Origin of the sequence: Brevundimonas sp. VNH65, assembly GCF_049445955.1 — a bacterium.
Classification (GTDB): domain Bacteria; phylum Pseudomonadota; class Alphaproteobacteria; order Caulobacterales; family Caulobacteraceae; genus Brevundimonas.
Genome location: NZ_JBMSDX010000002.1, coordinates 476,612 through 499,539, shown reverse-complemented (window position 1 = coordinate 499,539; position 22,928 = coordinate 476,612). Strand labels below are relative to the sequence as shown.

At 69.6% G+C, this 22,928-nt stretch carries 22 protein-coding genes; 10 read left to right on the top strand and 12 right to left on the bottom strand.

The features are described from left to right. Positions 1 to 29 precede the first annotated feature (29 nt). A complete protein-coding gene (locus ACO2Q1_RS06230) occupies positions 30 to 1,019 on the top strand; it encodes a threonine ammonia-lyase (protein WP_423328675.1) in 990 nt (329 codons plus the stop codon). 65 nt (positions 1,020 to 1,084) lie between these two features. Beyond that, positions 1,085 to 1,540: a MaoC family dehydratase gene (locus ACO2Q1_RS06225; protein WP_423328674.1), complete on the top strand. Its 456-nt coding sequence runs from the start codon at positions 1,085 to 1,087 to the stop codon at positions 1,538 to 1,540. A gap of 4 nt (positions 1,541 to 1,544) precedes the next feature. Here the strand turns inward: ACO2Q1_RS06225 and mnmH are convergent, their stop codons facing one another. The 4 genes from mnmH to ACO2Q1_RS06205 are packed head-to-tail and all read right to left on the bottom strand — an operon-like array spanning position 1,545 to position 5,792. Continuing rightward, complete coding sequence (gene mnmH, locus ACO2Q1_RS06220) at positions 1,545 to 2,597, bottom strand: tRNA 2-selenouridine(34) synthase MnmH (protein WP_423328673.1); 1,053 nt, start codon at positions 2,595 to 2,597, stop codon at positions 1,545 to 1,547. A gap of 5 nt (positions 2,598 to 2,602) precedes the next feature. Next, positions 2,603 to 3,655, bottom strand: a complete 1,053-nt coding sequence (selD, locus tag ACO2Q1_RS06215; RefSeq protein ID WP_423328672.1) for a selenide, water dikinase SelD — start codon at positions 3,653 to 3,655, stop codon at positions 2,603 to 2,605. A gap of 34 nt (positions 3,656 to 3,689) precedes the next feature. Continuing rightward, positions 3,690 to 4,619 (bottom strand): Gfo/Idh/MocA family protein, encoded by a 930-nt coding sequence (locus ACO2Q1_RS06210; protein ID WP_423328671.1) that lies wholly within the window; start codon positions 4,617 to 4,619, stop codon positions 3,690 to 3,692. Positions 4,620 to 4,625: 6 nt separating this feature from the next. Then, complete coding sequence (locus tag ACO2Q1_RS06205) at positions 4,626 to 5,792, bottom strand: DegT/DnrJ/EryC1/StrS family aminotransferase (protein WP_423328670.1); 1,167 nt, start codon at positions 5,790 to 5,792, stop codon at positions 4,626 to 4,628. A gap of 202 nt (positions 5,793 to 5,994) precedes the next feature. Between ACO2Q1_RS06205 and ACO2Q1_RS06200 the strand changes: the two genes are divergently transcribed. Both ACO2Q1_RS06200 and ACO2Q1_RS06195 read left to right on the top strand, forming a co-directional pair. Further along, positions 5,995 to 6,552, top strand: coding sequence for a D-glycero-alpha-D-manno-heptose-1,7-bisphosphate 7-phosphatase (locus tag ACO2Q1_RS06200; RefSeq protein WP_423328669.1), 558 nt, complete (start codon positions 5,995 to 5,997; stop codon positions 6,550 to 6,552). 70 nt (positions 6,553 to 6,622) lie between these two features. After that, entirely contained in the window at positions 6,623 to 7,507 is an 885-nt protein-coding gene (locus ACO2Q1_RS06195; RefSeq protein WP_423328668.1) for an alpha/beta fold hydrolase, read from the top strand. Positions 7,508 to 7,596: 89 nt separating this feature from the next. On the opposite strand, the gene prfA is transcribed toward ACO2Q1_RS06195, so the two are convergent. Beyond that, positions 7,597 to 8,664 (bottom strand): peptide chain release factor 1, encoded by a 1,068-nt coding sequence (prfA, locus tag ACO2Q1_RS06190; RefSeq protein WP_423328667.1) that lies wholly within the window; start codon positions 8,662 to 8,664, stop codon positions 7,597 to 7,599. A gap of 184 nt (positions 8,665 to 8,848) precedes the next feature. Between prfA and ACO2Q1_RS06185 the strand changes: the two genes are divergently transcribed. Together ACO2Q1_RS06185 and ACO2Q1_RS06180 are read left to right on the top strand one after the other, a co-directional pair. Then, positions 8,849 to 9,463 carry a response regulator gene (locus ACO2Q1_RS06185; RefSeq protein WP_423328666.1) on the top strand — a complete coding sequence of 205 codons (615 nt, stop codon included), beginning with the start codon at positions 8,849 to 8,851 and terminating at the stop codon, positions 9,461 to 9,463. A gap of 66 nt (positions 9,464 to 9,529) precedes the next feature. Beyond that, complete coding sequence (locus ACO2Q1_RS06180) at positions 9,530 to 10,306, top strand: sulfite exporter TauE/SafE family protein (RefSeq protein ID WP_423328665.1); 777 nt, start codon at positions 9,530 to 9,532, stop codon at positions 10,304 to 10,306. Positions 10,307 to 10,310: 4 nt separating this feature from the next. On the opposite strand, the gene ispG is transcribed toward ACO2Q1_RS06180, so the two are convergent. The 5 genes from ispG to ACO2Q1_RS06155 form a co-directional block, all read right to left on the bottom strand. Then, a complete protein-coding gene (ispG, locus tag ACO2Q1_RS06175) occupies positions 10,311 to 11,456 on the bottom strand; it encodes a flavodoxin-dependent (E)-4-hydroxy-3-methylbut-2-enyl-diphosphate synthase (protein ID WP_423328664.1) in 1,146 nt (381 codons plus the stop codon). A 60-nt stretch (positions 11,457 to 11,516) separates the two neighbouring features. Beyond that, positions 11,517 to 12,566 carry a helix-turn-helix domain-containing protein gene (locus ACO2Q1_RS06170; RefSeq protein WP_423328663.1) on the bottom strand — a complete coding sequence of 350 codons (1,050 nt, stop codon included), beginning with the start codon at positions 12,564 to 12,566 and terminating at the stop codon, positions 11,517 to 11,519. A 334-nt stretch (positions 12,567 to 12,900) separates the two neighbouring features. Continuing rightward, a complete protein-coding gene (ptsP, locus tag ACO2Q1_RS06165) occupies positions 12,901 to 15,108 on the bottom strand; it encodes a phosphoenolpyruvate--protein phosphotransferase (protein ID WP_423328769.1) in 2,208 nt (735 codons plus the stop codon). A 150-nt stretch (positions 15,109 to 15,258) separates the two neighbouring features. Beyond that, positions 15,259 to 15,573 (bottom strand): hypothetical protein, encoded by a 315-nt coding sequence (locus ACO2Q1_RS06160; protein WP_423328662.1) that lies wholly within the window; start codon positions 15,571 to 15,573, stop codon positions 15,259 to 15,261. An 11-nt stretch (positions 15,574 to 15,584) separates the two neighbouring features. Then, positions 15,585 to 16,844 carry an aspartate kinase gene (locus ACO2Q1_RS06155; RefSeq protein ID WP_423328661.1) on the bottom strand — a complete coding sequence of 420 codons (1,260 nt, stop codon included), beginning with the start codon at positions 16,842 to 16,844 and terminating at the stop codon, positions 15,585 to 15,587. 58 nt (positions 16,845 to 16,902) lie between these two features. Here ACO2Q1_RS06155 and ubiG point away from each other — a divergent pair, with 58 nt between their 5' ends. Then, on the top strand, positions 16,903 to 17,715 hold the full coding sequence (gene ubiG / locus ACO2Q1_RS06150; RefSeq protein WP_423328660.1) for a bifunctional 2-polyprenyl-6-hydroxyphenol methylase/3-demethylubiquinol 3-O-methyltransferase UbiG: 813 nt from the start codon (positions 16,903 to 16,905) through the stop codon (positions 17,713 to 17,715). Between the two features lie 97 nt (positions 17,716 to 17,812). After that, positions 17,813 to 18,037 carry a hypothetical protein gene (locus ACO2Q1_RS06145; protein WP_423328659.1) on the top strand — a complete coding sequence of 75 codons (225 nt, stop codon included), beginning with the start codon at positions 17,813 to 17,815 and terminating at the stop codon, positions 18,035 to 18,037. A 141-nt stretch (positions 18,038 to 18,178) separates the two neighbouring features. Here ACO2Q1_RS06145 and ACO2Q1_RS06140 read toward each other — a convergent pair whose 3' ends face one another. After that, the gene (locus ACO2Q1_RS06140; RefSeq protein WP_423328658.1) at positions 18,179 to 19,792 is read right to left on the bottom strand and encodes a TadG family pilus assembly protein; all 1,614 of its coding nucleotides are present in this window, start codon (positions 19,790 to 19,792) and stop codon (positions 18,179 to 18,181) included. A gap of 68 nt (positions 19,793 to 19,860) precedes the next feature. Further along, complete coding sequence (locus tag ACO2Q1_RS06135; RefSeq protein WP_423328657.1) at positions 19,861 to 20,301, bottom strand: TadE/TadG family type IV pilus assembly protein; 441 nt, start codon at positions 20,299 to 20,301, stop codon at positions 19,861 to 19,863. Positions 20,302 to 20,419: 118 nt separating this feature from the next. Between ACO2Q1_RS06135 and cmk the strand changes: the two genes are divergently transcribed. Both cmk and rpsA read left to right on the top strand, forming a co-directional pair. After that, complete coding sequence (gene cmk / locus ACO2Q1_RS06130) at positions 20,420 to 21,076, top strand: (d)CMP kinase (protein WP_423328656.1); 657 nt, start codon at positions 20,420 to 20,422, stop codon at positions 21,074 to 21,076. 147 nt (positions 21,077 to 21,223) lie between these two features. Next, entirely contained in the window at positions 21,224 to 22,927 is a 1,704-nt protein-coding gene (gene rpsA, locus ACO2Q1_RS06125; protein WP_423328655.1) for a 30S ribosomal protein S1, read from the top strand. Position 22,928: the final 1 nt, after the last annotated feature.

Genomic DNA, 22,928 nt, shown 5'->3' with positions numbered 1-22,928 from the left:
TCGCCACTCAGCCGCGCTACACGCAACCCATGACCCACACCGCCTCCTTCGACGGCGTCCTCGACGCCGCCCGCCAGATCGCCGGGGCCGCTGTCCGCACCCCCCTGATCGAAAGCCCGGCTCTGAACGAACGCCTGGGCGGCCGCGTCCTGCTGAAGGCCGAGACCCTGCAACGGGCCGGGGCCTTCAAGTTCCGCGGCGCCTACAACCGCATCAGCCGCCTGACGGAGGAAGAGAAGACCCGCGGCGTGGTCGCCTATTCCTCCGGCAACCACGCCCAGGCCGTGGCCGCCGCCGCCCGCATGGTCGGGACGAGCGCCGTCATCGTCATGCCGGCCGACAGCCCGAAGGTGAAGGTCGAGGGCGTCATCGAATTCGGCGGCGAGGTTCGCTTCTACGACCGCTACACCGAAAGCCGCGAAGCCATCGGCGAGGAGATTGCGGCCACGCGCGGCTCGGTCCTGGTGCGCCCCTTCGACGACCCCTTCGTCATCGAGGGCCAGGGCACGACCGGACTGGAGATCGTCGAACAGGCCGGGGCCGTCGGCGCCGACCTGGACCAGTTGCTGTGCGGGGCGTCGGGCGGGGGCCTGATCGCCGGCATAAATCTGTCGATGGCCGCCCGCTCGCCCTCGACCCGCGTCATCGGGGTGGAGCCCCGGGAGTACAACGATACCGAACTGTCCCTCGCGGCGGGCGAACGGCTGACCTACGCCCCGCCCCAGTCGCCCTCGATCTGCGACGCCCTGATGAGTGATCGGCCGGGCGAACTGACCTTCCCGATCAACCGACGGCTGGATCGCGTCGTCACCGTCACCGACGCCGAGGCCGCCGAGGCGGTGCGCTACGCCTTCCGCACCCTGAAACTGGTGGTCGAGCCGGGCGGCGCCGTCTCCCTCGCCGCCCTGCTCGCCGGCAAGGTCGAGACCGCGGGCCTGACCACCGCCGTCGTCCTGTCGGGCGGCAATATCGACCTGTCCCTGTTCGCCGAGATCATCGAGGGCCGGTTCGCCGGCTGAATTCCTGCTGGCCTGACGCTTGGGAAGGCGGCTAGTTTGGTCCGGCAACAAAAGGGGAAACGCACATGACCAAGGCCAGCGAACTGGCGGGGCTGATCGGCCAGGAGGTCGGTCTGTCGAAATGGATCGAGATCGATCAGGCGCGGATCAACGCCTTCGCCGACTGCACCGAGGACTGGCAGTTCATCCACGTCGATCCCGAGGCGGCGAAACAGACCCCCTTCGGCGGCACCATCGCCCACGGCTTCCTGACCCTCAGCCTGATGTCGGCCATGAGCTATGACGCCGTGGGCGCCCTGGAGGGCGTGACCATGGGGGTCAACTACGGCTTCGACAAACTGCGCTTCATCGCCCCCGTGCCGGTCGGCTCGAAGGTGCGCGGCCGCTTCAAGCTGCTGTCCGCCGAGGACAAGGGCGGCGGACGCTGGCTGATCAAGCACGAGGTCACCGTCGAGATCGACGGTTTGGACAAACCCGCCCTGATCGCCGAATGGCTGGGGATGCAATTCGTCCCGGCCTGATCGCTCAGGCCGACCGGATCGCGGCGGTCAGGGCCGTCAGGGCCGCCGAACGGTCAGGGGCGAACACCGGGGCGGGCAGGACCGCGATCGGCGCCCCGAACCGGGCCGAAACGCCGCGATAGGCCGGGTCATAGTGGACCTCCAGCAGGTCGCGCGTCAGCTCGGCCAGCTCCCCCCGCGCCGCCATCGCTCGCCACCTCTCGACGGCGGCCCGGCCGTGGCGGGGCGGCAGGCGCGTCAGCAGCCTGTCCAGTCGCGCCGGGTCCTCCGCATGATCCGCATAGGCGCCCAGGCTGTAGTCGGCCCTCTGCTCGAGCGAAGCCTCCAGCGCCACTCGCGGCGCCGCCTTCATCGCCGCCCACAGCCGCGCGGGCACGACGCGGGCGCCGATCCGGCTCGACTCGGCCTCCACCACCACAGGCCGATCGGGATCCAGCGCCTCCAGGGCCGCCGCCAGCCGGCTTTCGAACAGCTTCTGCGGCGGCTGTGACGGCGCCGTCCCGCCGAACAGGGAGCCGCGATGCGCCGCCAGCGCCTCCAGGTCCAGACTCTGGATTCCATGGTTGTGCAACAGCGCCAGGGTCTCGGTCTTGCCCGATCCGGTCGGCCCGTCCAGCAGCACCAGCCGGTACGGCAGGGGCCTGGCGACGTCGTGCAGCAGATTCAGCACCCGCCGACGCCAGCGACGATACCCGCCGTCCAGCCGCGTCACCGGCCAGCCGACCTGATCCATCACCGTGACCATGGCCCCGGACCTCTGGCCGCCGCGCCAGCAATAGACCAGCGGTCGAAACCCGCCCGGCCGGTCCGACAGGGGGCCGTCCAGATGGGCGGCGATGTTGCGGGCGACCAGCGCCGCACCGCGCCGCCGCGCCAGAAACTTCGACACCTGGACATACAGGGTTCCGATCTCGGCCCGCTCCCGGTCGTCCAGAACCGGCAGGTTGATCGCGCCCGGTATGTGGTCTTCGGCGAACTCCGACGGGCTGCGAACGTCGATGATCGCGTCGAAGGCCGCGCGCGCGGCGGGCGACAGGGCGTCAGTCTCGCGCGTCATCCCCCTCAGGCCTTGACGATCAGCTTGGGCGGCCCGGCCGTCACCCGCCCGATCTCGGCGGCGGCCGCAAAGCCCTCCGTCCGGGCCAGGGCCAGAACCGCCTCAGCCTGATCCTCGGCGACCGAGATCAGCAGGCCCCCGCTGGTCTGGGGATCGGTAACCAGGTCCCGCAGCCAGCCGGGCCCGGCTTCGAGCAGGACGACCTCGGCCCCATAGCTGGCCCAGTTGCGCCCCGACGCGCCCGTGAACCGGCCCGCCTCGGCCAGGCCCCGCACCTCATCCAGCAGCGGCAGCCGGTCGGCCGCGATCTCGACGGTCACTCCGCCGCCGCGCGCCATCTCCAGCGCATGGCCGGCCAGGCCGAACCCCGTCACATCGGTCACGGCGTGGACGCCCGCGATGTCCGGCAGCCGCGCCCCGAGGGTGTTCAGCAGGGTCGTCGAGCCGATCAGGGCGTGATAACCGGCGGGCGACAGCTCGCCCCGCTTGAACGCCCCGCCCAGGACGCCGACGCCCAGACCCTTGGTCAGGATCAGCCGGTCTCCGGCCTTCGCCCCACGATTGGTCAGGACCCGCTTCGGATTCACCAGGCCGAGCGCCACCAGTCCATAGATCGGCTCGACCGAATCGATCGAATGCCCGCCCGCCACAGGCACGCCCGCCTCGGCGCAGACGGCGGCGCCGCCGGCCAGAACCCGGCCGATGGTGTGGTCCGACAGCCGGGCGATCGGCATGCCCAGCACGGCCAGGGCCAGGATCGGCCGCCCGCCCATGGCGTAGACGTCCGACAGGGCGTTGGCGGCGGCGATGCGCCCGAAATCGAACGGATCATCGACCATGGGCATGAAGAAGTCGGTGGTCGCGACCAGGGCCTGATCGTCGTTCAGCCGCCAGACGGCCGCATCGTCGGACGTCTCCGTCCCGACCATCAGCTCGGCGAAGGCGCCGGCGGCCGGGGTCGCAGCCAGGATATTTCGCAGGCGCTCCGGCGACATCTTGCAGCCGCAGCCTCCCCCATGGGCAAGGCTGGTCAGGCGGGGTTCGACGGCGTCGGTCATGGTCGAGGTTTAGCCCAGACCCCGGCGCCGATCACTACTCCCCCAGGCACCTCAGCGCCACTTCCAGATTCCGCAGGCCGTCCTCGCCGGTCACCGCCGGGGTTTCGCCGGTGCGGATGGCGTGGGCGAAGGCCTCCAGCTCCTTCTTCAGCGGCTCGTTGGGCCAGCTCATCACCCCGCGCGTGGAATAGGAGCCGTCCGGCTGTTGGCCGAAATACTCCGTCACCTGGCGCGTCATCAGGTCGGCGACGACGAACTTGTTGTGGGTGGCGACCTGCAAGGTGCGGGTCTTGTACGGAGTCACCCAGTTGGTGGTGATGTGGGCGATCGCCCCGTTGTCCAGCCGGAACTGCAGCAGGGCCGTGTCCTCGCGCTCGGCCCGGGTTCGCGCCAGCTGGGGCTGGACCTCGACGATCTCGCTCTCGGTCAGGTGGCGGATGATGTCGATGTCGTGGACCGCCAGGTCGATGACCACCCCGACCTCGCCCATGCGCGGCGGGAAGGGGCCGACGCGGGTGATCTGGATGGAGATCACCTGTTCGCCGGCGATGGCGCGCTTGACCGCCTCGACCGCCGGATTGAAGCGCTCGACCTGACCGACCATCAACATCCGGTCATTGGCCTTCGCGGCGTCGATCAGGCGCTGGGCGTCCTCGACCGTGGCCGCGATCGGCTTTTCGACCAGCACATGCACCCCGGCTTCCAGCAGGGCCACGCCTGTGTCGGCATGGAACCGGTTGGGCGTGGCCACCACCGCCGCATCCAGGCCCGAGGCGACGAAGTCCGCCGCCGAGGTAAAGGCGGCCGCTCCATAGACCTCGGCCACGCCCTGGGCGGTCGGACCGTCCGGGTCGAACACTGCGGTCAGGTCGAACTCGCGCGTGTCGGCCGCGACGCGCGCATGGTTGCGGCCCATGACGCCGACGCCGGCGACGCCGAGACGGAGGGGGGTGACGGTCGACATTGCGATTCAGCCCTTGAAAGACGCGACGGCGGCGATGATGCGGTCCTGGGTCGCCGCGTCCAGATCCGAATGCATCGGCAGGCTCAGGACCCGGTCCTTCAGACGCTCGGTGACCGGCAGACCACCTTCGCCTTTCGGGAACCGCGCATAGGCCGGCTGCAGGTGCATCGGCACCGGATAATAGACGGCGGTCGGCACGCCTTGTTCTTTCAGATGGGCGATCAGCCCGTCCCGGTCGTCATGCTCGATCGTGTACTGGGCCCAGTTGGAGACATTGCCTTCCGGCACGTCCGGCACGGCCCCGACGTGCGGGCGCAGGCCGTCGTTGTATCGGGAGGCGATGCGGTTGCGCCATTCGATCTCCTCGCCGAACACCTTCAGCTTCTCGATCAGGACGGCGGCCTGGATGGTGTCCAGACGCGAGTTCATGCCGATCCGCATGGCCAGATATTTCGGGTCGTGGTCGAAGGCGGCGGCCCCGGCTTCCAGATCCTTGGCCACGACCTTGCCGTGGACCCGATAGGAATCCAGCTCCTGCGCCAGATCGTCGTCATTGGTCAGCAGGGCGCCGCCGTCGCCGTAGCAGCCCAGCGGCTTGGCCGGGAAGAAGCTGGTGGTCGTCACATCCGCCCATTTGATCGGATGCTCGCCGTTGATCGTGCAGCCGAAGCCCTGGGCCGAATCCGAGATCAGCTTCAGCCCGTGGGCGTCGCAGATCGCCTTGATCGCAGGATAGTCGGCGGGCTGGCCGAACAGGTCCACGGCGATGACCACGCGCGGGGTCAGCCGACCCTCGGCCTTGATCCCCTCGATGGCGGCCTCAAGCTTTGCCGGGTCCATGTTGTAGGTGACCGGATCGACATCGACGAACACCGGCTCGGCGTCGAACCAGGGCACGATCTCTGCGGTGGCGGTGAAGGTGAAGCTGGGCACGAAGACGGCGTCGCCCCGCCCGATCCCCCAGGCCATCAGCGGCAGGGCCAGGGCGTCGGTGCCGTTGGCGCAGCCCAGGGCGTGTTTCGCCTGGCCGAAGGCGGCCAGGTCGGCCTCGAACCGGCGCACCTGCGGCCCCATCACCCAGGCCCCGCCGACGACGGCCTCCTGGACGGCGGCCTCGATCCGGCCACCGAGACGCAGTCGCTGGGCCTGAAGGTCGATGAAGGGAATGGACATGAAACGGACCTCTCGGGGACGGACCTTTTGGGCGGCGCTTGGCGGCCCCGGTCACGAACGGCGGCAAGGGTCGCGCGAGGGGCGGCGACCGGTCTGGACGGGGCTTCTAGACATGACGGTTCCTGACGGCAAACGTCTGACGTCGCCCATGGGGTCACTTCGCGTTGCCCTTTGCAACCGGGGCCGATAGAGCGGACGCCCCATGACCGACGCCGACCCGGCCCGAACACCGCCTGCCCCGCCCGCTTCCGGGCCCCTCGTCCCCGCCGCCTTTCTCGATCGCGACGGCGTGCTGAACCGCGACGTGGGCTATCCGCATCGGGAGCAGGACCTGGAGCTGATTTCCGGCGCGGCAGAGGCCGTCCGCCTGCTCAACCGGCACGGCTTCTTCACCGTCATCGTCACCAACCAGTCGGGCGTGGCGCGCGGCATGTTCGACCTGGACCAGATGAACGCCTTCAACGCCCTGCTGGTGCGACGGCTTCAGGTCCAGGGGGCGGTGATCGGCGCCGTCTACGCCTGTCCCTACCATTCGTCGGCGATCGAGGATCGCTGGCGACATGCCGACCATCCGGACCGCAAGCCCAATCCCGGCATGATCCTGCGGGCGGCGGCCGACCATCGGCTGGACCTCGCCCGCTCCTTCATGATCGGGGACCGGCCCAGCGACATGGAGGCCGCGCGCCGCGCCGGCATCCCCGGCTTCCTGTTCCAGGGCCCGGACCTGAACCTCTTCGTCGCCGATCTGCTGGGCGTCTGATCGCCTTTCGCGTCGCATTTCCCCGGACGATGAATTATCGTCAGGGAAAATCCCGTCGGGAGGACGCGCCATGACCACCGTATCGCCCGCCTTCGCCGAGCGTCGCTGGACGACCGCCGACGGCCTGACCCTGTTCGCCAGGGACTACGCCCCCGGCCCCGGACCGGCCCGCCTGCCGGTCATCGCCATCCACGGCCTCACCCGCAACAGCGCCGATTTCGGCGCCGTCGCCCCCCTGATCGCCCTCAGCGGACGACGCACCCTCGCGCTCGACGTGCGCGGGCGGGGCCTGTCGGACCGGGCGACCGATCCCATGACCTATACGCCGGACGTCTACGCCCGCGACGTCCAGGCCCTGATGGACCAGCTGGGCCTCGCCCGCGCGGTCTTCCTCGGCACCTCGATGGGGGGGCTGATCACCATGACCCTGGCCGGTCAGGCGTCGAAACGGGTGGCGGCGGCGATTCTCAACGACATCGGTCCCGAGGTCTCGCCCGAGGGTCTGGCCCGCATCGCCGCCTATTCGGGCCAGCCGGTCGACACCCCGACCTGGGCCGAGGCGGCCGCCTACGCCCGCCGCATCAACGCGGTCGCCTTTCCTCACTACACGGACGCCGACTGGGACGCCTTCGCCCGGCGAATCTTCCGGCAAGGAACGGAGGGCTCGCCCGTGCTCGACTATGACCCCGACATCGCCGTGCCGATCCGCGCGGCGGGGGCCAAGGCCCTCGTTCCCAACCTCTGGCCCATGTTCCGATCCCTGGCCCGCAAGCGCCCGACCCTGCTGATCCGCGGCGCAACGTCCGACCTTCTCGGCGCCGACATCGCCGAGCGCATGAAAAAGGCCGCGCCCGGCATGGACTACGCCGAAGTCCCCGGCGTCGGCCACGCCCCCATGCTCGACGAGACCGAGTCCAAGGCGGCGATCTTCGAGTTTCTGGCAGGGGTGGAGTGAAGGCAGGGGTGGAGTGAAGGCAGGGGCGAGGTTCCAGGGGCTGGGGATCAGGGGTTAGCCCTCCAACTTCTCCCCTGGAACCCGGAACCTCAGCCGAACTCCGCCTCCAGATCGGCCAGGCGCGCGGCCTGATCCTCGGCGATCAAGGCGTCCAGCACGGGGTCGAGCTCGCCTTCAAGAATCTGCGGCAGGCTGTGCAGCGTCAGGCCGATGCGATGATCGGTCACCCGGCCCTGCGGAAAGTTGTAGGTGCGGATGCGCTCGGACCGGTCGCCGGATCCGACCTGGGACTTGCGCGCATCCGACCGGGCCGCGTCCTTGGCCTGGCGCTGCATGTCATACAGCCGCACCCGCAGGTTCTTCATCGCCTTGTCGCGGTTCACATGCTGCGACTTTTCGGAACTCGTCACCACGATGCCGGTCGGCAGGTGGGTGATGCGAACGGCGGAATCGGTCTTGTTGACGTGCTGCCCCCCCGCGCCGGACGATCGATAGGTGTCGATGCGCAGGTCCTGGTCGCGGATCTCGATCTCCACATCTTCCACCTCGGGCAGGACGGCGACGGTCGCGGCCGAGGTGTGGATGCGTCCCCCGGCCTCGGTGACTGGCACCCGCTGCACCCGGTGCACGCCGCTCTCGAACTTCAGCCGGCCGAACACCCCGTCGCCGGTGACCGTGGCGATGATCTCCTTGTAGCCCCCGGCCTCGCCCTCGGTCGCCGAATCCAGCTCGACCCGCCAGCCGCGCGTGGCCGCATAGCGCGAATACATCCGGAACAGATCGCCGGCGAACAGGGCCGCCTCGTCCCCGCCCGTTCCCGCACGGACCTCCAGAACGGCCGAGGCGTTCTCGTCGGCGTCGCGCGGCGCCAGCAACAGCGCCACCTCCCGCTCCAGGTCCGGCAGGCGCTCCTTCACGGCCTGCATCTCCTCGGCGGCCATTTCGGCCATCTCGGGATCGGCGGCCATGACCTCCAGCTCGGCCATCTCCGCCCGCGCGCGCGCCAGGGTCTGAACGGCGTCGGCCACCGGCTTCAGCTCGGCGTGCTCCTTGGACAGGCGCACGATCTCGGCGCCTTCCGTGGCGGCGGACATCCGCGCCTCGACCTCATGGAAACGGTCGAGCGCCTGGTCAAGACGGGCCTGGGGAAGTCGCAATCGAGGGCTCTGAAGGACGAACGGGCGGAGGCGCGCTCTTACTCCGACAACCCGGCGCCTGTCGATGCGCACCGCTCCCGGCGCTGACCGGCTTGTGATCCGGGGTCACGATGGCGTCAGACCCCCTGACGCCTGCGCCTGCCTGCGACTATGTGGCGAAAAGACGTCAAGACCGGATCCTCCCATGTTCGACCGCCCCCATGACTCGAAGCCCGAACTTTCGGCGTCCGCCGCCGACCTGGAACGACTGTGCGCCCGTTACGACAGCCTTCTGACCGAAGGTCGCGGCCTCTCCGATGAAGCCACGCGCGACCTGGTCGCCCTGGCCGCCATCTATGACATCGACACGGACCGCCCCCACGCGGCGGTGTGGCGCGACCTGCGCGGCGTCCTGACCCGGCAAACCGGCCTGGAAGCTTCTTCCAACGCCGTGGCGGCGACCGTTGAAACCCTGACCCTGCTCGTGGTCGAGGACGACCCCGAGATGGCCCAGGACCTGACCGAAACCCTGATCGAGGCCGGACACAGCGTGGTGGGTCCCTTCCACGACGCCGACGCCGCCGAGGCCGCGGCCGGTCTGCACAACCTCGACGGCGCCCTGCTCGACATCAACCTGTCGGGACCCACCACCGGCGCCCAGCTCGCGGGCCGGCTGAAAGGCCGCTGGGGCGTGCCGATCGTCTTCCTGTCGGGCGACATCGCCTCGGCGGCGCGCCATGCGGACCTCGCCGCCGTCCTCGTCGCCAAGCCGTACGGCCGCAAGGAGGTGCTGGAGGCCGTGGCGCGCCTCAACGGCTAGGATCGCCGTCGTCGATCGTGCATTCTCATCGTCGGCCCGGCAGGGGCCGCGTCCGCCCGGAGCCCCATGGAGACCTTTCTCCTCTTTCTTTTGGTGGGCCTGCTGGCCCAGTCGGTCGACGGCGCCCTGGGCATGGCCTACGGCGTCATCTCATCCTCGGTTCTCCTGGCGCTCGGCGTACCGCCCGCGACGGCCTCGGCCAGCGTCCATGCGGCCGAGGTGTTCACCACCGCCGCCTCCGCCGGCAGCCACGCCTGGCATCGCAATGTCGAATGGCGGCTGTTCTTCCCCCTGGCCGTCGCCGGGGTGATCGGCGGGGTTCTGGGCGCCTATGTGCTGAGCGGCATCGACGGCGACGTCATCAAACCCTTCATCGTCGCCTATCTGGCCCTGGTCGGCGTCTGGATCCTGTGGCGCGCCGGTCATGACATGAAGCCGCGACGAATCCCGACCTGGATCGTTTCGCCCCTCGGCGTGATCGGCGGCTTCCTGGACGCCATCGGCGGCGGCGGCTGGGGCCCGACGGTCTCGTCCGCCATGGTCGGCGCCGGTCAGGAGCCCCGCCGCGCCATCGGCACGGTCAACACCGCCGAATTCTTCCTGACGGTCGCCATCTCCGCCACCTTCGTCTGGGCCCTGGTCACCGGTCACTGGCAGGAGGCCGGCGCCCTGCAACAGCATTTCGCCGCCGTGGCGGGTCTGGTGGTCGGCGGCCTGATCGCCGCGCCCTTCGCCGGCCTGATCGTCAAGAAGGTGCCGCGCCGGGTCCTGAACTACGCCGTCGGCGTCCTGCTGATCAGTCTGGCCCTGTTCCAGGGGCTCCAGCTGGCCGGCGTCCTGTAGCCGGTCACTCCGCCGCCAGCGCCGCCGCCCGGGCGGCGTCCAGCTCGGCGGCCTTGCGCTCCACCTGTTCGACGATCTCGTCGATCATGCCGTCATTGGCCTGTTTGTGGGCGATCTTGCCGTTCAGATACAGCATGCCCGCCCCCGCGCCCCCGCCGGTGAAGCCCACGTCGGTGTACAGCGCCTCTCCGGGACCGTTGACCACGCAGCCGATGATGGACAGCGACATCGGCGTCGTCACATGGGCCAGCCGCTCCTCCAGCACGCCCACCGTCTCGATGACGTTGAACCCCTGACGGGCGCAGGACGGGCAGGCGATGATGTTCACGCCCCGGTGGCGCAGACCCAGGGACTTCAGGATGTCGAACCCGACCTTGATCTCCTCGACGGGATCGGCGGCCAGCGACACCCGGATCGTGTCGCCGATTCCGGCCCACAGCAGATTGCCCATGGCGATCGACGACTTTATCGTGCCGGTCCGCAGCGGCCCCGCCTCGGTGACCCCGACATGCAGGGGACAGTCGATCGCCTCGGCCAGCTGATGATAGGCCGCCACGGTCAGGAACGGGTCCGACGCCTTCACCGAGATCTTGAACTCGTGGAAATCGTGATCCTGAAGGATGCGGGCGTGGTTCAGGGCGCTCTCGACCATGGCGTCGGGGCAGGGCTCGCCGTATTTCTCCAGCAGCTCCTTTTCAAGGCTTCCGGCGTTGACGCCGATCCGCATGGAGCAGCCATGGTCCTTGGCGGCCTGGACGACCTCCTTCACCCGCGCCGCATTGCCGATGTTGCCCGGATTGATGCGCAGGCAGGCGGCTCCGGCCTCGGCGGCCTCGATCCCGCGCCGGTAATGGAAATGGATGTCGGCGACCAGCGGAACCTTCGCCTCACGCGCAATCGTCCGGAAGGCGGCCGTGGACTCCTCGTCCGGGCACGACACCCGCACGATATCGGCCCCGGCCTCCTCCAGCTGGCGGATCTGGTCGATCGTCGCCGCCGCGTCCGACGTCGGCGTATTGGTCATCGACTGGACGGTGATCGGGGCGTCGCCGCCGACCAGGACCGGGCCGACGCGGATCTGGCGGCTCTTGCGGCGCTCGATGTGGCGCCAGGGCCGGACGTGGCCGAGTTCAGTGCTGTGGTCGCTCATGTCGCCGACAAGATAGGCGCTTCATCATGGCGTGGCCATGACGCCAGGCCTCAGATCGCCTCAGGGCCGGGGCACGGCGCCGTTCAGGCCCTGATTGAGACCCTGATTCAGCCCCTGGCCGACCGCGGCGGTGCGCCGGGCGGCGGCCTGGGACGCGGCCTGGGCCGCCGCCTGCGCCTGGGCCGCAGCCTGGCGCGCCATGGCTTCGGCCCGGGCGTTCAGCTGGCTGAGCGGCGTCAGCAGGCCCGTCAGGGCACCCCCGTGCTCGCCGTTGACATAGACGTCGAAGGCGGCCGGATCCGAGACATCGACCGTGGCCGAGATCCCCATCGGCGCCCGCCAGGCCTCGCCGGCGGCCAGCTGGCGGGCGAAGATCACCTGACCGTCCGCCTGGCGCACCACCAGGGCGGCGGCCTTCTTGGCCTGAAGCACGACCTGGGACGCCGTCGCCGCCGCGCCATAGACCGCGCCGCGCGGGTTGAAGGCGGCCTGGACCGGCAGGGCGTTCTGATAGGCGGCGGCGGCCAGCTGTTCCTGGCTCTGGGCACCCGCCAGCTGCTCTTCCAGTCCGGGGGTGATGTAGAGCACCGGGGTCGTCTGATCCGGCGGCGCCGGCTGCGACGCCGTGATGGCGATCGGCGCGCCGGTCTGGCCGGGCACGGCCCCCAGGGTCCAGCTTTCCGGCACCGAGGCAATGTCCGACGGCTGCGGGGCGCGCATCAGGCTGACGCGCTGGAACACATTCCATCCCACCACCGCGACCGCCACCACGGCCACGGCGACCAGCACCGGCTGGGACCGACGACGCACGTCCTGGAAGGCCACCCCGACCGGCGGCTGCAGCGGGGCCGACAGATCGGGGCTTTCGCGCTTGAACCGCTCGACCGCCAGCTGCTCGTCCAACCCCAGGGCGCCGGCGTAGGCCCGGACATAGCCGATGGCGAACACCCGCGACGGCAGGGCCGAGAAATCGCCCTCCTCCAGCGCCGAAAGATAGCGCGGATGCACCTTGGTCATGCGCGACAGGTCGTTGAGCGTGCGGCCGGACGCCTTGCGCGCCGCGCGAAGGCCGGCGCCCAGGCTCGGCGCGTCGATGATGGCGGACGTCATGTCCGTCCACCCCACGGCGTCTCGCAAGTCATCGGGGAGACTCCCCGTATCCAGCGCCATCGCGGCCGACCTCAATACTCACGCGTCCGTCCCGGAACCGAACCGTTCGATCCCAGGGCGGAACTGCAACGCCGCGCGCCGCATGCAACCCCTGGATACCATACCGAACGCCCCGCCCGCGCCCTCCCCCGAGGACCATCGAACGCACCGCTGTGGATAAACGCTTTTCATTGGACGATCAACGCTCTGCAAGCCGGGGCGACGCATTCCCGCGCCAGGCGAACCTGCGCCGCGAACTCCCCTCACGGGCGGCCCGAAGCGTCAAAACGCGGCGTCAGACGGAGACGTTCAATTTCCGGGCCAGGGATTCGATCTCGTTACGGACCGATCCGGCCGAACTGCCCAGGAAGGTCGTCATCGCCCGGCGCGCGGCGGTCAGATCGGCGGACAGGATCATCCGCTTCACCGGCCCGACCCCGCCCGCCGGGGCCGACAGGCGCGTGAAGCCCAGGCAGATCAGGGCGAAGGCCTCCAGCGGACGGCCCGCCAGTTCGCCGCACACCGACACCGGCGTCCCGGTCTCCGCACAGGCGGTCTGGATCGCCTGCAAGGCTCTCAAGGCGGGCGGCGACAGCGGATCGTACCGGTCCGACACCAGCGGATTGGTCCGGTCCGCCGCATACATGTACTGAAACAGGTCATTCGACCCCACCGACACGAAATCGGTCAGGGGCAGAAGGGCGTCCAGATGCCACAGCAGGCTGGGGCATTCGATCATCGCCCCGACCCGCAGCATGGCCGGCAGGGGCCGCCCCCGTCGCCGCGCCCAGTCGCACTCGACATCGACCAGTTCCCGCGCGGCGCGGAACTCGTCCACCGTGGCGATCATCGGGAACATGACCCGCAGTTCGCGTCCGGCCCCGGCCGCCAGCAGGGCCCGCAGCTGCAGCCTCAGCAACGACGGCCGGTCCAGTCCCAGGCGCACGGCGCGACGCCCCAGGGCCGGATTCTCCTCCCGCTCGGTCGTCTCCATATAGGGCAGGACCTTGTCCCCCCCGATGTCCAGCGTCCGGAAGGTGACGGGCCGGTCGCCGGCCGCGTCCAGCACCAGTTTGTAGAGGGCCGTCTGGCTGTTCAGGCGCGGCAGCTCCTCGGCCACCATGAACTGGAACTCGGTGCGGAACAGGCCGATGCCCTCGGCCCCCGTCTCGTTCATGTTTTCCAGATCGACGGCCAGGCCGGCGTTGGTCAGCAGGGTGATGCGTTGCCCGTCCACCGTGACGGCCGGCACGTCGCGCAGCTTGGCGAACTCGGCCTGACGCTGGCTGCGCACGGCCATGCGGGACCGCGCCGAGTCCAGCATGTCCGGCCGGGGCCGCAGATGCGCCTCGCCCGTCTCGCCGTCGACGATGACCTGGTCGCCCTCCGACAGCCGGTCGCGGATGCCCAGCAGACGGCCGACGCAGGGAATGCCCAGGGCGCGCGCCACGATGGCCGCGTGACTGGCCGCCGAACCCTCTTCGATCAGCAGGCCGCGCAAACGGTCGCGCGGATATTCCAGCAGGTCCGCCGGGCCGAGGTTGCGCGCCACCAGGACCGCGTCCTCGGGCATCTCGCGATGGCCGGGGCTCTCCCCCGCCAGAACGCGCAGCAGCCGGTTGGCCAGGTCCTCGAAGTCGTGCAGTCGCTCGCGGATATAGGGGTCGCGGGCCTGGGCGAACCGCGCCCGGTGTTCGTTGCGCACCCGGTCCACGGCGGCGTCGGCCGTCAGCCCCGACCGCACCGCCTCGATCAGCGACCGGTTCCAGCCCCGGTCGTCGGCGAACATCCGATAGGTTTCCAGCACCTCGAACGACTGGCCCGACAGCTTGCCCTGGCCGCCGTCCAGCATGGCGTCGATGCCGGCCTTCAGGTCGGCCAGCCCCCGGTTGAGGCGGATCTCCTCCTCGACGACGTCATTGGCCAGCAGCTTCTCGGGCGCCAGCGGCGCCTCGTGCAGGATCACATGGCCGATCGCCAGGCCTTCGGCGAACCGCTGGCCCTTGATCCGTTCGGGCCGGTGCGGCGCCAGCTCGACGTCGCGCAGCTCCTCCTCGGCCAGCAGTTCGCCCGAGGCCACCGTCTCGGCCAGGACCATGGCGATGGTCTGGATGTCCTCGACCTCGTCCTCGTCATAGCGACGCTCGGCCCGGTTCTGGACGACCAGCACGCCTATGGCCCGGCCGCCGCGCAGCAGGGGCGCCCCGAGGAAGGCGTGATAGGGATCCTCCCCCGTCTCCGGGCGATAGGCGAAGGACGGATGGCTGGGCGCATCCGACAGGCTGACCGGCTGGGCCAGACGCGCCACCTCGCCGACCAGGCCCTCGCCGGGCCGCAGGCGGGTGTTGTGCACGGCCTCGCGGTTCAGGCCCTCGGTGGCGAACAGCTCCAGCTCGCCCGAGGCGCGCCGCAGATAGATGGAGCAGACCTCGGCCACCATCGACTGGGCGATGATGCGGACGACGCGATCCAGCCGCTCCTGCGCAGGCCCCCCGCCGGCCATGGCCTCGCGGATCTGGCGCAGGAGGTTGCGTGGCCCCCTCGTCGTCAATCCGCCGCCTACCGGCATTCCGCCTCCCGTGTTGCGGCTCCCAGATAGGATCGCTCAACTGCGCCTTCTATAGCGCATCCGTTCTGTATGCCGAATGCGCCTTCAGATGGGTTCGACATTGAACCACCCGAGGTTGGCTTCCATTGCGCCCACATCGACATAGACAACGATGCTGTCGCTATGGATTTCGCCGCCGACATGCCGTGGGCGGAAGTAGAGATGGTCAGCGACCCGCCCATCGAGGGTTCTTATTTCTCCCTCTTCGAGAGCGAGTTCGCGAAGTTCCAGCCCGCGTCGATCGATCACCCGGCCGGTCGGCCGGACCACGACGCCTGAGGGATACTCGAACGCCGCCCGGTCGTAGGACTCGCTGCCATCAAGGATCAGATAACGGCCATGTCCTTGGTGATCCGGCAAATCGAACCCGCCTATACCGCTTCCAGGCCATAGGCCGAATGCAGGGCCCGCACGGCCAGTTCGGCATAGGCGTCCTCGATCAGGACGCTGATCTTGATCTCGGACGTCGAGATCGCCTGGAACTTGATGCCCTTGTCGGCCAGGGCCTTGAACATGGTCTGGGCGACGCCCGCGTGGCTGCGCATGCCGACGCCGATGACCGAGACCTTGGCCACGTCGGCGTCGATGCGGATCTCCTCGAACTGGATCTCCTTCTGGGCCGCCTGCATCAGGTCGGCGGCGCGCTGGGCGTCGCGGCGGCCGGTGGTGAAGGTCAGGTTGACCGCCCCCTCGCTGCGCGCCTGCGACTGGACGATCATGTCCACATTGACGTTCGCCTCCGCCAGCCGGGTGAAGACGTCGGCCGGGGCGTCGGTGCGGTCCGACAGGCCCAGCAAGGTGATCCGGGCCTCGTCACGGCTCATGGTCACGCCGGACACGATGCGTTTTTCCACGATCTCCTCCTCGTCGCAGATCAGGGTTCCGGCCTCGGCCGGCAGATTTCCGTTGTCGTCGGGCTCGACGAAGCTGGACAGGACCCGCACCGGCACCCGCTTGGCCATGGCCAGCTCCACCGACCGGGTCTGCAGCACCTTGGCCCCCAGCGAGGCCATCTCCAGCATCTCCTCATAGGAGACGCGGCCCAGCTTGCGCGCCTTGGGCACGATGCGCGGGTCGGTCGTATAGACCCCGTCCACGTCGGTGTAGATGTCGCACGGACAGTCCAGCGCCGCCGCCACCGCCACCGCCGAGGTGTCCGAGCCGCCCCGGCCCAGGGTGGTGATCCGCCCGCCCGGCGTCACCCCCTGAAAGCCCGGAACCACCGCCACGCCGCCGGCGCCCAGAATTTCGTCCAGCCGTTCGGAGCCCACCGACTCGATGCGGGCGCGGGCGTGAGCCTCGTCCGTCGTGATCGGCACCTGCCAGCCCATGACGCTCTCGGCGTTCAGCCCCATGTTGCGCAGGGTCAGGGCCAGCAGCCCCGCCGTCACCTGTTCACCCGAGGCCACCACCACGTCGTATTCATCGTCCGACAGCGGCAGTCCGGCTGCGGCCGCACCCACGCCGTCGGTCCAGGCGACCAACTCATTGGTCTTGCCCGCCATGGCCGAGACGACCACCGCCACCTGTTTGCCCGCCTTCACCTCGGCCGCGACGATGCGCGCCGCGCGCCGGATGCGCTCCAGGTCGGCCATGGAGGTGCCGCCGAACTTCATCACCAGCCGTGTCATTGGCGGCTTTCACATCCCTCGCTTGCGTGGATCGGTCGGGACGTTCAATTCCCATCCCATGCCCGCTTCTAACGACACGCCTGTTTCGCGCAAACCCCAATCTCAGGAGGGATTTGGCGTTTCCGGGGCAGAAACGGCCGCAGGCCCCTCGATCGACCCCGCCGACGTCGCCCGGTTCTCGGCCCAGGCCGAGGAATGGTGGCGCCTGGACGGGCCCTTCGCCCCGCTGCACCGGCTCAATCCTGCGCGACTGACCTTCGTGCGCGACCGCGCCGCCGAACGGTTCGGCCGGGATATCCGGGGTCGCGCCGCCTTCCAGGGCCTCAGCCTGATCGACGTCGGCTGCGGCGGCGGCCTGCTGGCCGAACCGATGCGGCGGCTGGGATTTGCAGTCACCGCAATCGACGCCTCCAGCGAGAACATCGGCACGGCCCGCGCCCATGCCGAACAGGTCGGCCTCGACATCGCCTATCGCGCCGCGACCGTGGAGCAGATGGTCGCCGAGGGCGCCGGGCCGTTCGACGTGGTCCTGACCATGGAGGTGATCGAGCACGTCGCCGACCCGGGGGGTTTTCTCAAGTCCTGCGCCGCCCTCGTGAAGCCGGGCGGCATGATGGTCGTGGCGACCCTCAACCGCACGCTCAAGGGCCTGCTGCTCGGCAAGTTCGCCGCCGAATACGTCCTGCGCTGGGTCCCCGCCGGGACCCATGACTGGCGCCGGTTCCTGAAGCCGGACGAGATCCGCGCCATGCTGGCCGATGCGCCGCTGAGGGTGGACGGCCCTTTCGGCCTGGCGCTCGACCCCCTGACCGGCCGGTGGGGCGAGGGCGACGCCGACATCAACTACATGATGACCGCCTGTCGCGACTGACCCGCCTTACGGCGAATTCATCCAGTTTTCAGTCTTGTAACGGGACCCGGCGGCGGCCCCGTGAAAAGGATCGGGCCTCGCAACCGGAGTGAACCCGATGAAACGCCTTCTGATCCTCACCGCCGTCTCCGCCGCCGCCCTGGGCGCCTCAGCGTGCGTCACCATCATCGACGCCGACGGCCATGACGCCGTCGCCTGGTCGGGCGAGAACGCCCAACCGTTCGACAGCGCCCGCAGCGAATGCCGCGCCCAGACCCGTCAGGGCCAGCGGTCCGACGCCTTCCGCGACTGCATGGCCGACAAGGGCTGGACCCGGAACTAGACCGAAATCGGCTGAGTTGGACTGCGTCCAACTCAGCTCAGATTTCGGTCCAGCCATCCCTGGAGCCTGATTCACGGCATCGGCGGAATCGCGGAGCGATTCCACCTCAACCGATCAGGCTCTAGGACCCGGGCTCTGGCCTCATCCCACCAGGGCGGGCCGGCCGCTTCCGGCGGCCGGACAGCTCAGGCCGTGGACGATCAGGTCGGCCTCGCCCAACCTCAGGCCCGCCACACCGAGCACGCCGTTGATCAGCCCGTCCAGCACGGGCGCCAGCGGCGTCAGCAGCACGCCTGCGGCCGAGACGAGATCGCCGAGGCCCAGCCCCAGCCCCGGAACCTGGACGTCGATCCGCATGTCCCGCACCAGGCTGGCGACCAGGCCCTGGACCAGACCGGTCGAATGCACGGAACGCCGCCGTCGGGCGTCGATGTCGTCACGGCTGAAGGTCAGACCGGTGAAGCTCGGGTCGGCCGCCTCCACCCGGGCCTGCGCCGTCACCCGCACCAGCCCCGCGAGCGAGAGCAGGGTCGCGGGCGCGGGCGAGAGCGGGCTTTTGAAATCGCCCAGCCGGTCTTCATCGATGACGCCGATGCTGGCCGTGACCAGACCCGGCCGCGCCTCGACCTGCACCTCGGCGGCCGGATCGTCGGGCCCTCGTCCGCACGCGATCCGTTTCAGCCGCGCCTCGGCGGCGGCCAGTTCCACGAGGACGGGCAGGTTCACCTGGGCCAGTCCGGACAGCTTCTGCGCCGTCCGCGCCTTCAGATAGAGCCGGGCCTGGGCCGTCCGAATGATCGGGTCGCCGTGGTCCGTCACCGTCAGCCAGGGCGAGCGGTTCGGGCGCTCTCCGACCGCCAGCATGGCCTGAACATCCGCCAGACCCGGAGAGGCGCCGAGCGCCAGCGACACCTGCCGGTCGCCGCCGGTCTCCAGCGTCGCCATGACCAGATCCAGCGCCGAGACCTCGGCGTCCAGTCCCTGCGCCAGTCCGCGCGCCGCCCCCGCCTCGACGCCCACCAGCCGATCCAGCCGCAGTTCCAGGCCGAGCGCCGCGCTCGATAGTTTCGACAGGGCGCTGTCGGCCCGATCGCCGGCCAGCCCCTCCAGAACCGCCAGCGCCCGACCGGCGTCCAGCCGATGCGCCAGCAGGGCGTCATAGTCGCCCGCCCTCACCCCGGCGTCGACGGCCAGGGCGTCGAACCAGGTCAGCAGATTGACCTGCGTCGTGGCCAGCGCCTCATAGTCCATCAGGTTCAGGGACACGGCGCCGCCCGTCAGCGCCGACAACAGCTGATTGGCCACGCCCCCGTCCAGCGCCGCCAGCCGCGACCCGATCGAGAACATGGCGCGGGGCCGCTGATCGGCCGCCGCCGCCGTGGCGCTGCGCCTCAGCGTCACCGTGTCCCGGCCCAGGATCAGACGGCCGAAATGGATCGGGGCGCGGTCGCTCAGCGTCACCCGGGCCGCATCCGGCTCCAGCTCGGTCGCCGTGAAGCGGGCCTCGGGGTCGCGGGCCGGATCGGCGACATAGCGGCCGCGCCATACCTCGGTCCGGACGCCGGGCCCCATATTGGCCTCCGCCGTGGCCCGGCCGGCGGCGTCAGCCCGGTCCAGATCCGCCGCCGCCGCCAGGGCGGCGAGGTCCGCCGCGCCCTGCAGCCGCCGCCCGTGCAGCGCCAGGCCGCCGACATCGACCGCGACCGCCGCCATGACGCAGATCAGGGCGCCGGCGGCGGCGGCGAGGACCGCCACCCCGCCCCGCTGATCTCCGTACAGCCTCCCCACAAGGCCACGGAACGATATGTCAGACCCCGCCCATCTCAGTAGCCCCCGGTCCGCACGACGGCGGTTCGACGGATCCTCGACGGCGGACGCGGCAGCGGTCCCGCCAGCAACATCAACGGATGACCGGACGCCTCATAGGTCACGCTCACCGTCAGGGCGTCCGGGTCGCTGGCGAAGGCGACGGTGGTCAGGGCCGGATCGAGCCCCAGTTCCGGCCCGCCGTGTCTCTGGACGAATCCCTCCGCCAGGCTCCGCTGCTCGTCGGCGTCCAGCCCGCCCAGAGCCGCCCGCGCGCTTTCCGAGGCCAGCGACTGCACCGAATGGGACAGCCAGAACCATCCCCCATAGACCACCACCCCCAGCAACAGGACGATCAACAGGGGCGCGACGAGCGCGAACTCGACCGCCGCCGCGCCGGTCCGGCCTCCACGCCTGACGTCGCTTTGCGACGATGATTTCGACAATTCCGTCGTCATGCGACGATACAACCATAGGCTGAATGAAGATTTGGTTTCCGCGCCAGGGTTCAACTCAAGGGACGGCGAACGGACAAGACGCTTGGCGAAGTCGCGCGATGGCCATACGACGCACCCCATGACGCCGCCCAGGGCCCTCATCATCGCCGTCGACGGCCCGGCCGCCTCCGGAAAGGGCACCATCGCCGCGCGCCTGGCGCGGACCTACGGCCTGCCGCATCTCGACACGGGCCTGCTGTATCGCGCCGTGGGCGTGAAGGTGCTCGGCGACGGCCACGCCCTGGACGACGAGGCGGCGGCCGAGGCGGCGGCCTGGTCCCTGGTCCCGGCCGGTCTGGCCGAAGACGAGCGACTGACCACCGGAGAGGCCGGAGAGGCGGCCAGCCGCGTGGCCGGGTTCGCCTCGGTGCGCGCCGCACTGCTGGAACTGCAGCAGGCCTTCGCCGCCCAGCCCGGCGGGGCGGTGCTGGACGGCCGCGACATCGGCACCGTCATCGCGCCGCAGGCGCCGGCCAAGCTCTTCATCACCGCCACGCCCGAAACCCGTGCGACCCGCCGCTGGAAACAGCTGACCGCGCGGGGCTTCGACATCGCCCTCGAGGACATGCTGGCCGACATCCGCGTGCGCGACGAGCGCGACGCCGGACGCGGCGCCGCCCCGATGGTCCAGGCCGAAGACGCGGTCTTGCTGGATACGACCGATCTGGATATAGAGGCCGCCTTCGATGCGGCCCGCCGTATCGTCGAGGCGGCGCGCGTCCGACACGGCCTTTAGTCCGGCGGACAAATCCAACGCTCCCAACCTCGGCTTCCGCGGGCGTCCTGGCTTTCGGCCTCGCATCCCACGACCGACGTCCCGAACCCCAAAATCTCAACCCGCGCGAGGACCGTTCGTCCGCGCGCCCCAACGCTTTCGGATTGTATGACCGACACCCTCAACCCCACCCGCGACGATTTCGCCGCGCTTCTCGACCAGAGCCTCGGCGGCCGTGACCTCGGCGAAGGCCAGGTCGTCCACGGCCGCGTCGTCGGCGTGGAAAAAGACATCATCATCATCGACGTCGGCCTGAAGACCGAAGGCCGCATCCCGGCCCGCGAGTTCGGCATCGGCGACGGCGCCAAGATCCCGACCGTCGGCGACGACGTCGAGGTCTATCTGGAGCGCGTCGAGAACGCCCTCGGCGAAGCGGTCATCAGCCGCGACAAGGCCCGCCGCGAGGAAGCCTGGACCCGTCTGGAAGTGGTCTTCGCCGACGGCCAGCCGGTCAACGGCATCATCGTCGGCCGCGTCAAGGGCGGCTTCACCGTCGATCTGGGCGGCGCCTCGGCCTTCCTGCCGGGCTCGCAGGTCGACATCCGTCCGGTGCGCGACGTCGCCCCGCTGATGGGCAAGGAACAGCCCTTCGCCATCCTCAAGATGGACCGTCCGCGCGGCAACATCGTCGTCTCGCGCCGCGCCATCCTGGAAGAGGCCCGCGCCGAACAGCGCACCGAGCTGGTCGGCCAGCTGCAGGAAGGTGAAATCCGCGACGGCGTCGTCAAGAACATCACCGACTACGGCGCCTTCGTCGACCTGGGCGGCATCGACGGCCTGCTGCACGTCACCGACATGTCGTGGAAGCGCGTGTCGCACCCGTCGCAGGTCCTGGCCGTGGGCGACACCGTCAAGGTCCAGATCGTCAAGATCAACCCGGACACCCAGCGCATCTCCCTGGGCATGAAGCAGCTGCAGTCGGACCCGTGGGACGGCGTGGAAGCCAAGTACCCGGTCGGCGCCAAGTACACGGGCCGCATCACCAACATCACCGACTACGGCGCCTTCGTGGAGCTGGAAGCCGGGGTCGAGGGCCTGGTCCACGTCTCGGAAATGTCCTGGACCAAGAAGAACGTCCACCCCGGCAAGATCGTCTCGACCTCGCAGGAAGTCGACGTGGTCGTGCTGGACGTCGATTCGTCCAAGCGCCGCATCTCGCTGGGCCTGAAGCAGGCCCAGGACAATCCGTGGGACGCCTTCGTCGCCAACCACCCGATCGGCTCGACCGTCGAGGGCGAGGTCAAGAACGCCACCGAGTTCGGCCTGTTCATCGGCCTGGACAACGACATCGACGGCATGGTCCACCTGTCCGACCTCGACTGGAACGTCTCGGGTGAGGAAGCCATCCAGCGTTACCGCAAGGGCGAAATGGTCAAGGCCAAGGTCCTGGACGTCGACGTCGAAAAGGAACGCGTCTCGCTGGGCATCAAGCAGCTGGGCGGTGATCCGATCGGCGACAGCGACACCTACAAGAAGGGCCAGCAGGTCACCGTCACCGTCACGGCGATCGAAAGCGGCGGCGTGGAAGTGAAGTTCGGCGATGACGACGCGCCGGTCACCAGCTTCGTGCGCAAGTCGGACCTGTCGCGCGACCGCAACGAGCAGCGCCCCGAGCGTTTCGCCGTCGGCGATCGCATCGACGCCATGATCACCTCGGTGGACAAGGCCTCGCGTCGCATCTCGGTGTCCGTCAAGGCGCTTGAGATGAAGGACGAACAGGAAGCGATCGAACAGTTCGGCTCGTCCGACTCGGGCGCGTCGCTGGGCGACATCCTGGGCGCCGCCCTGCGCGAGAAGGCCGGCAAGGACTAAG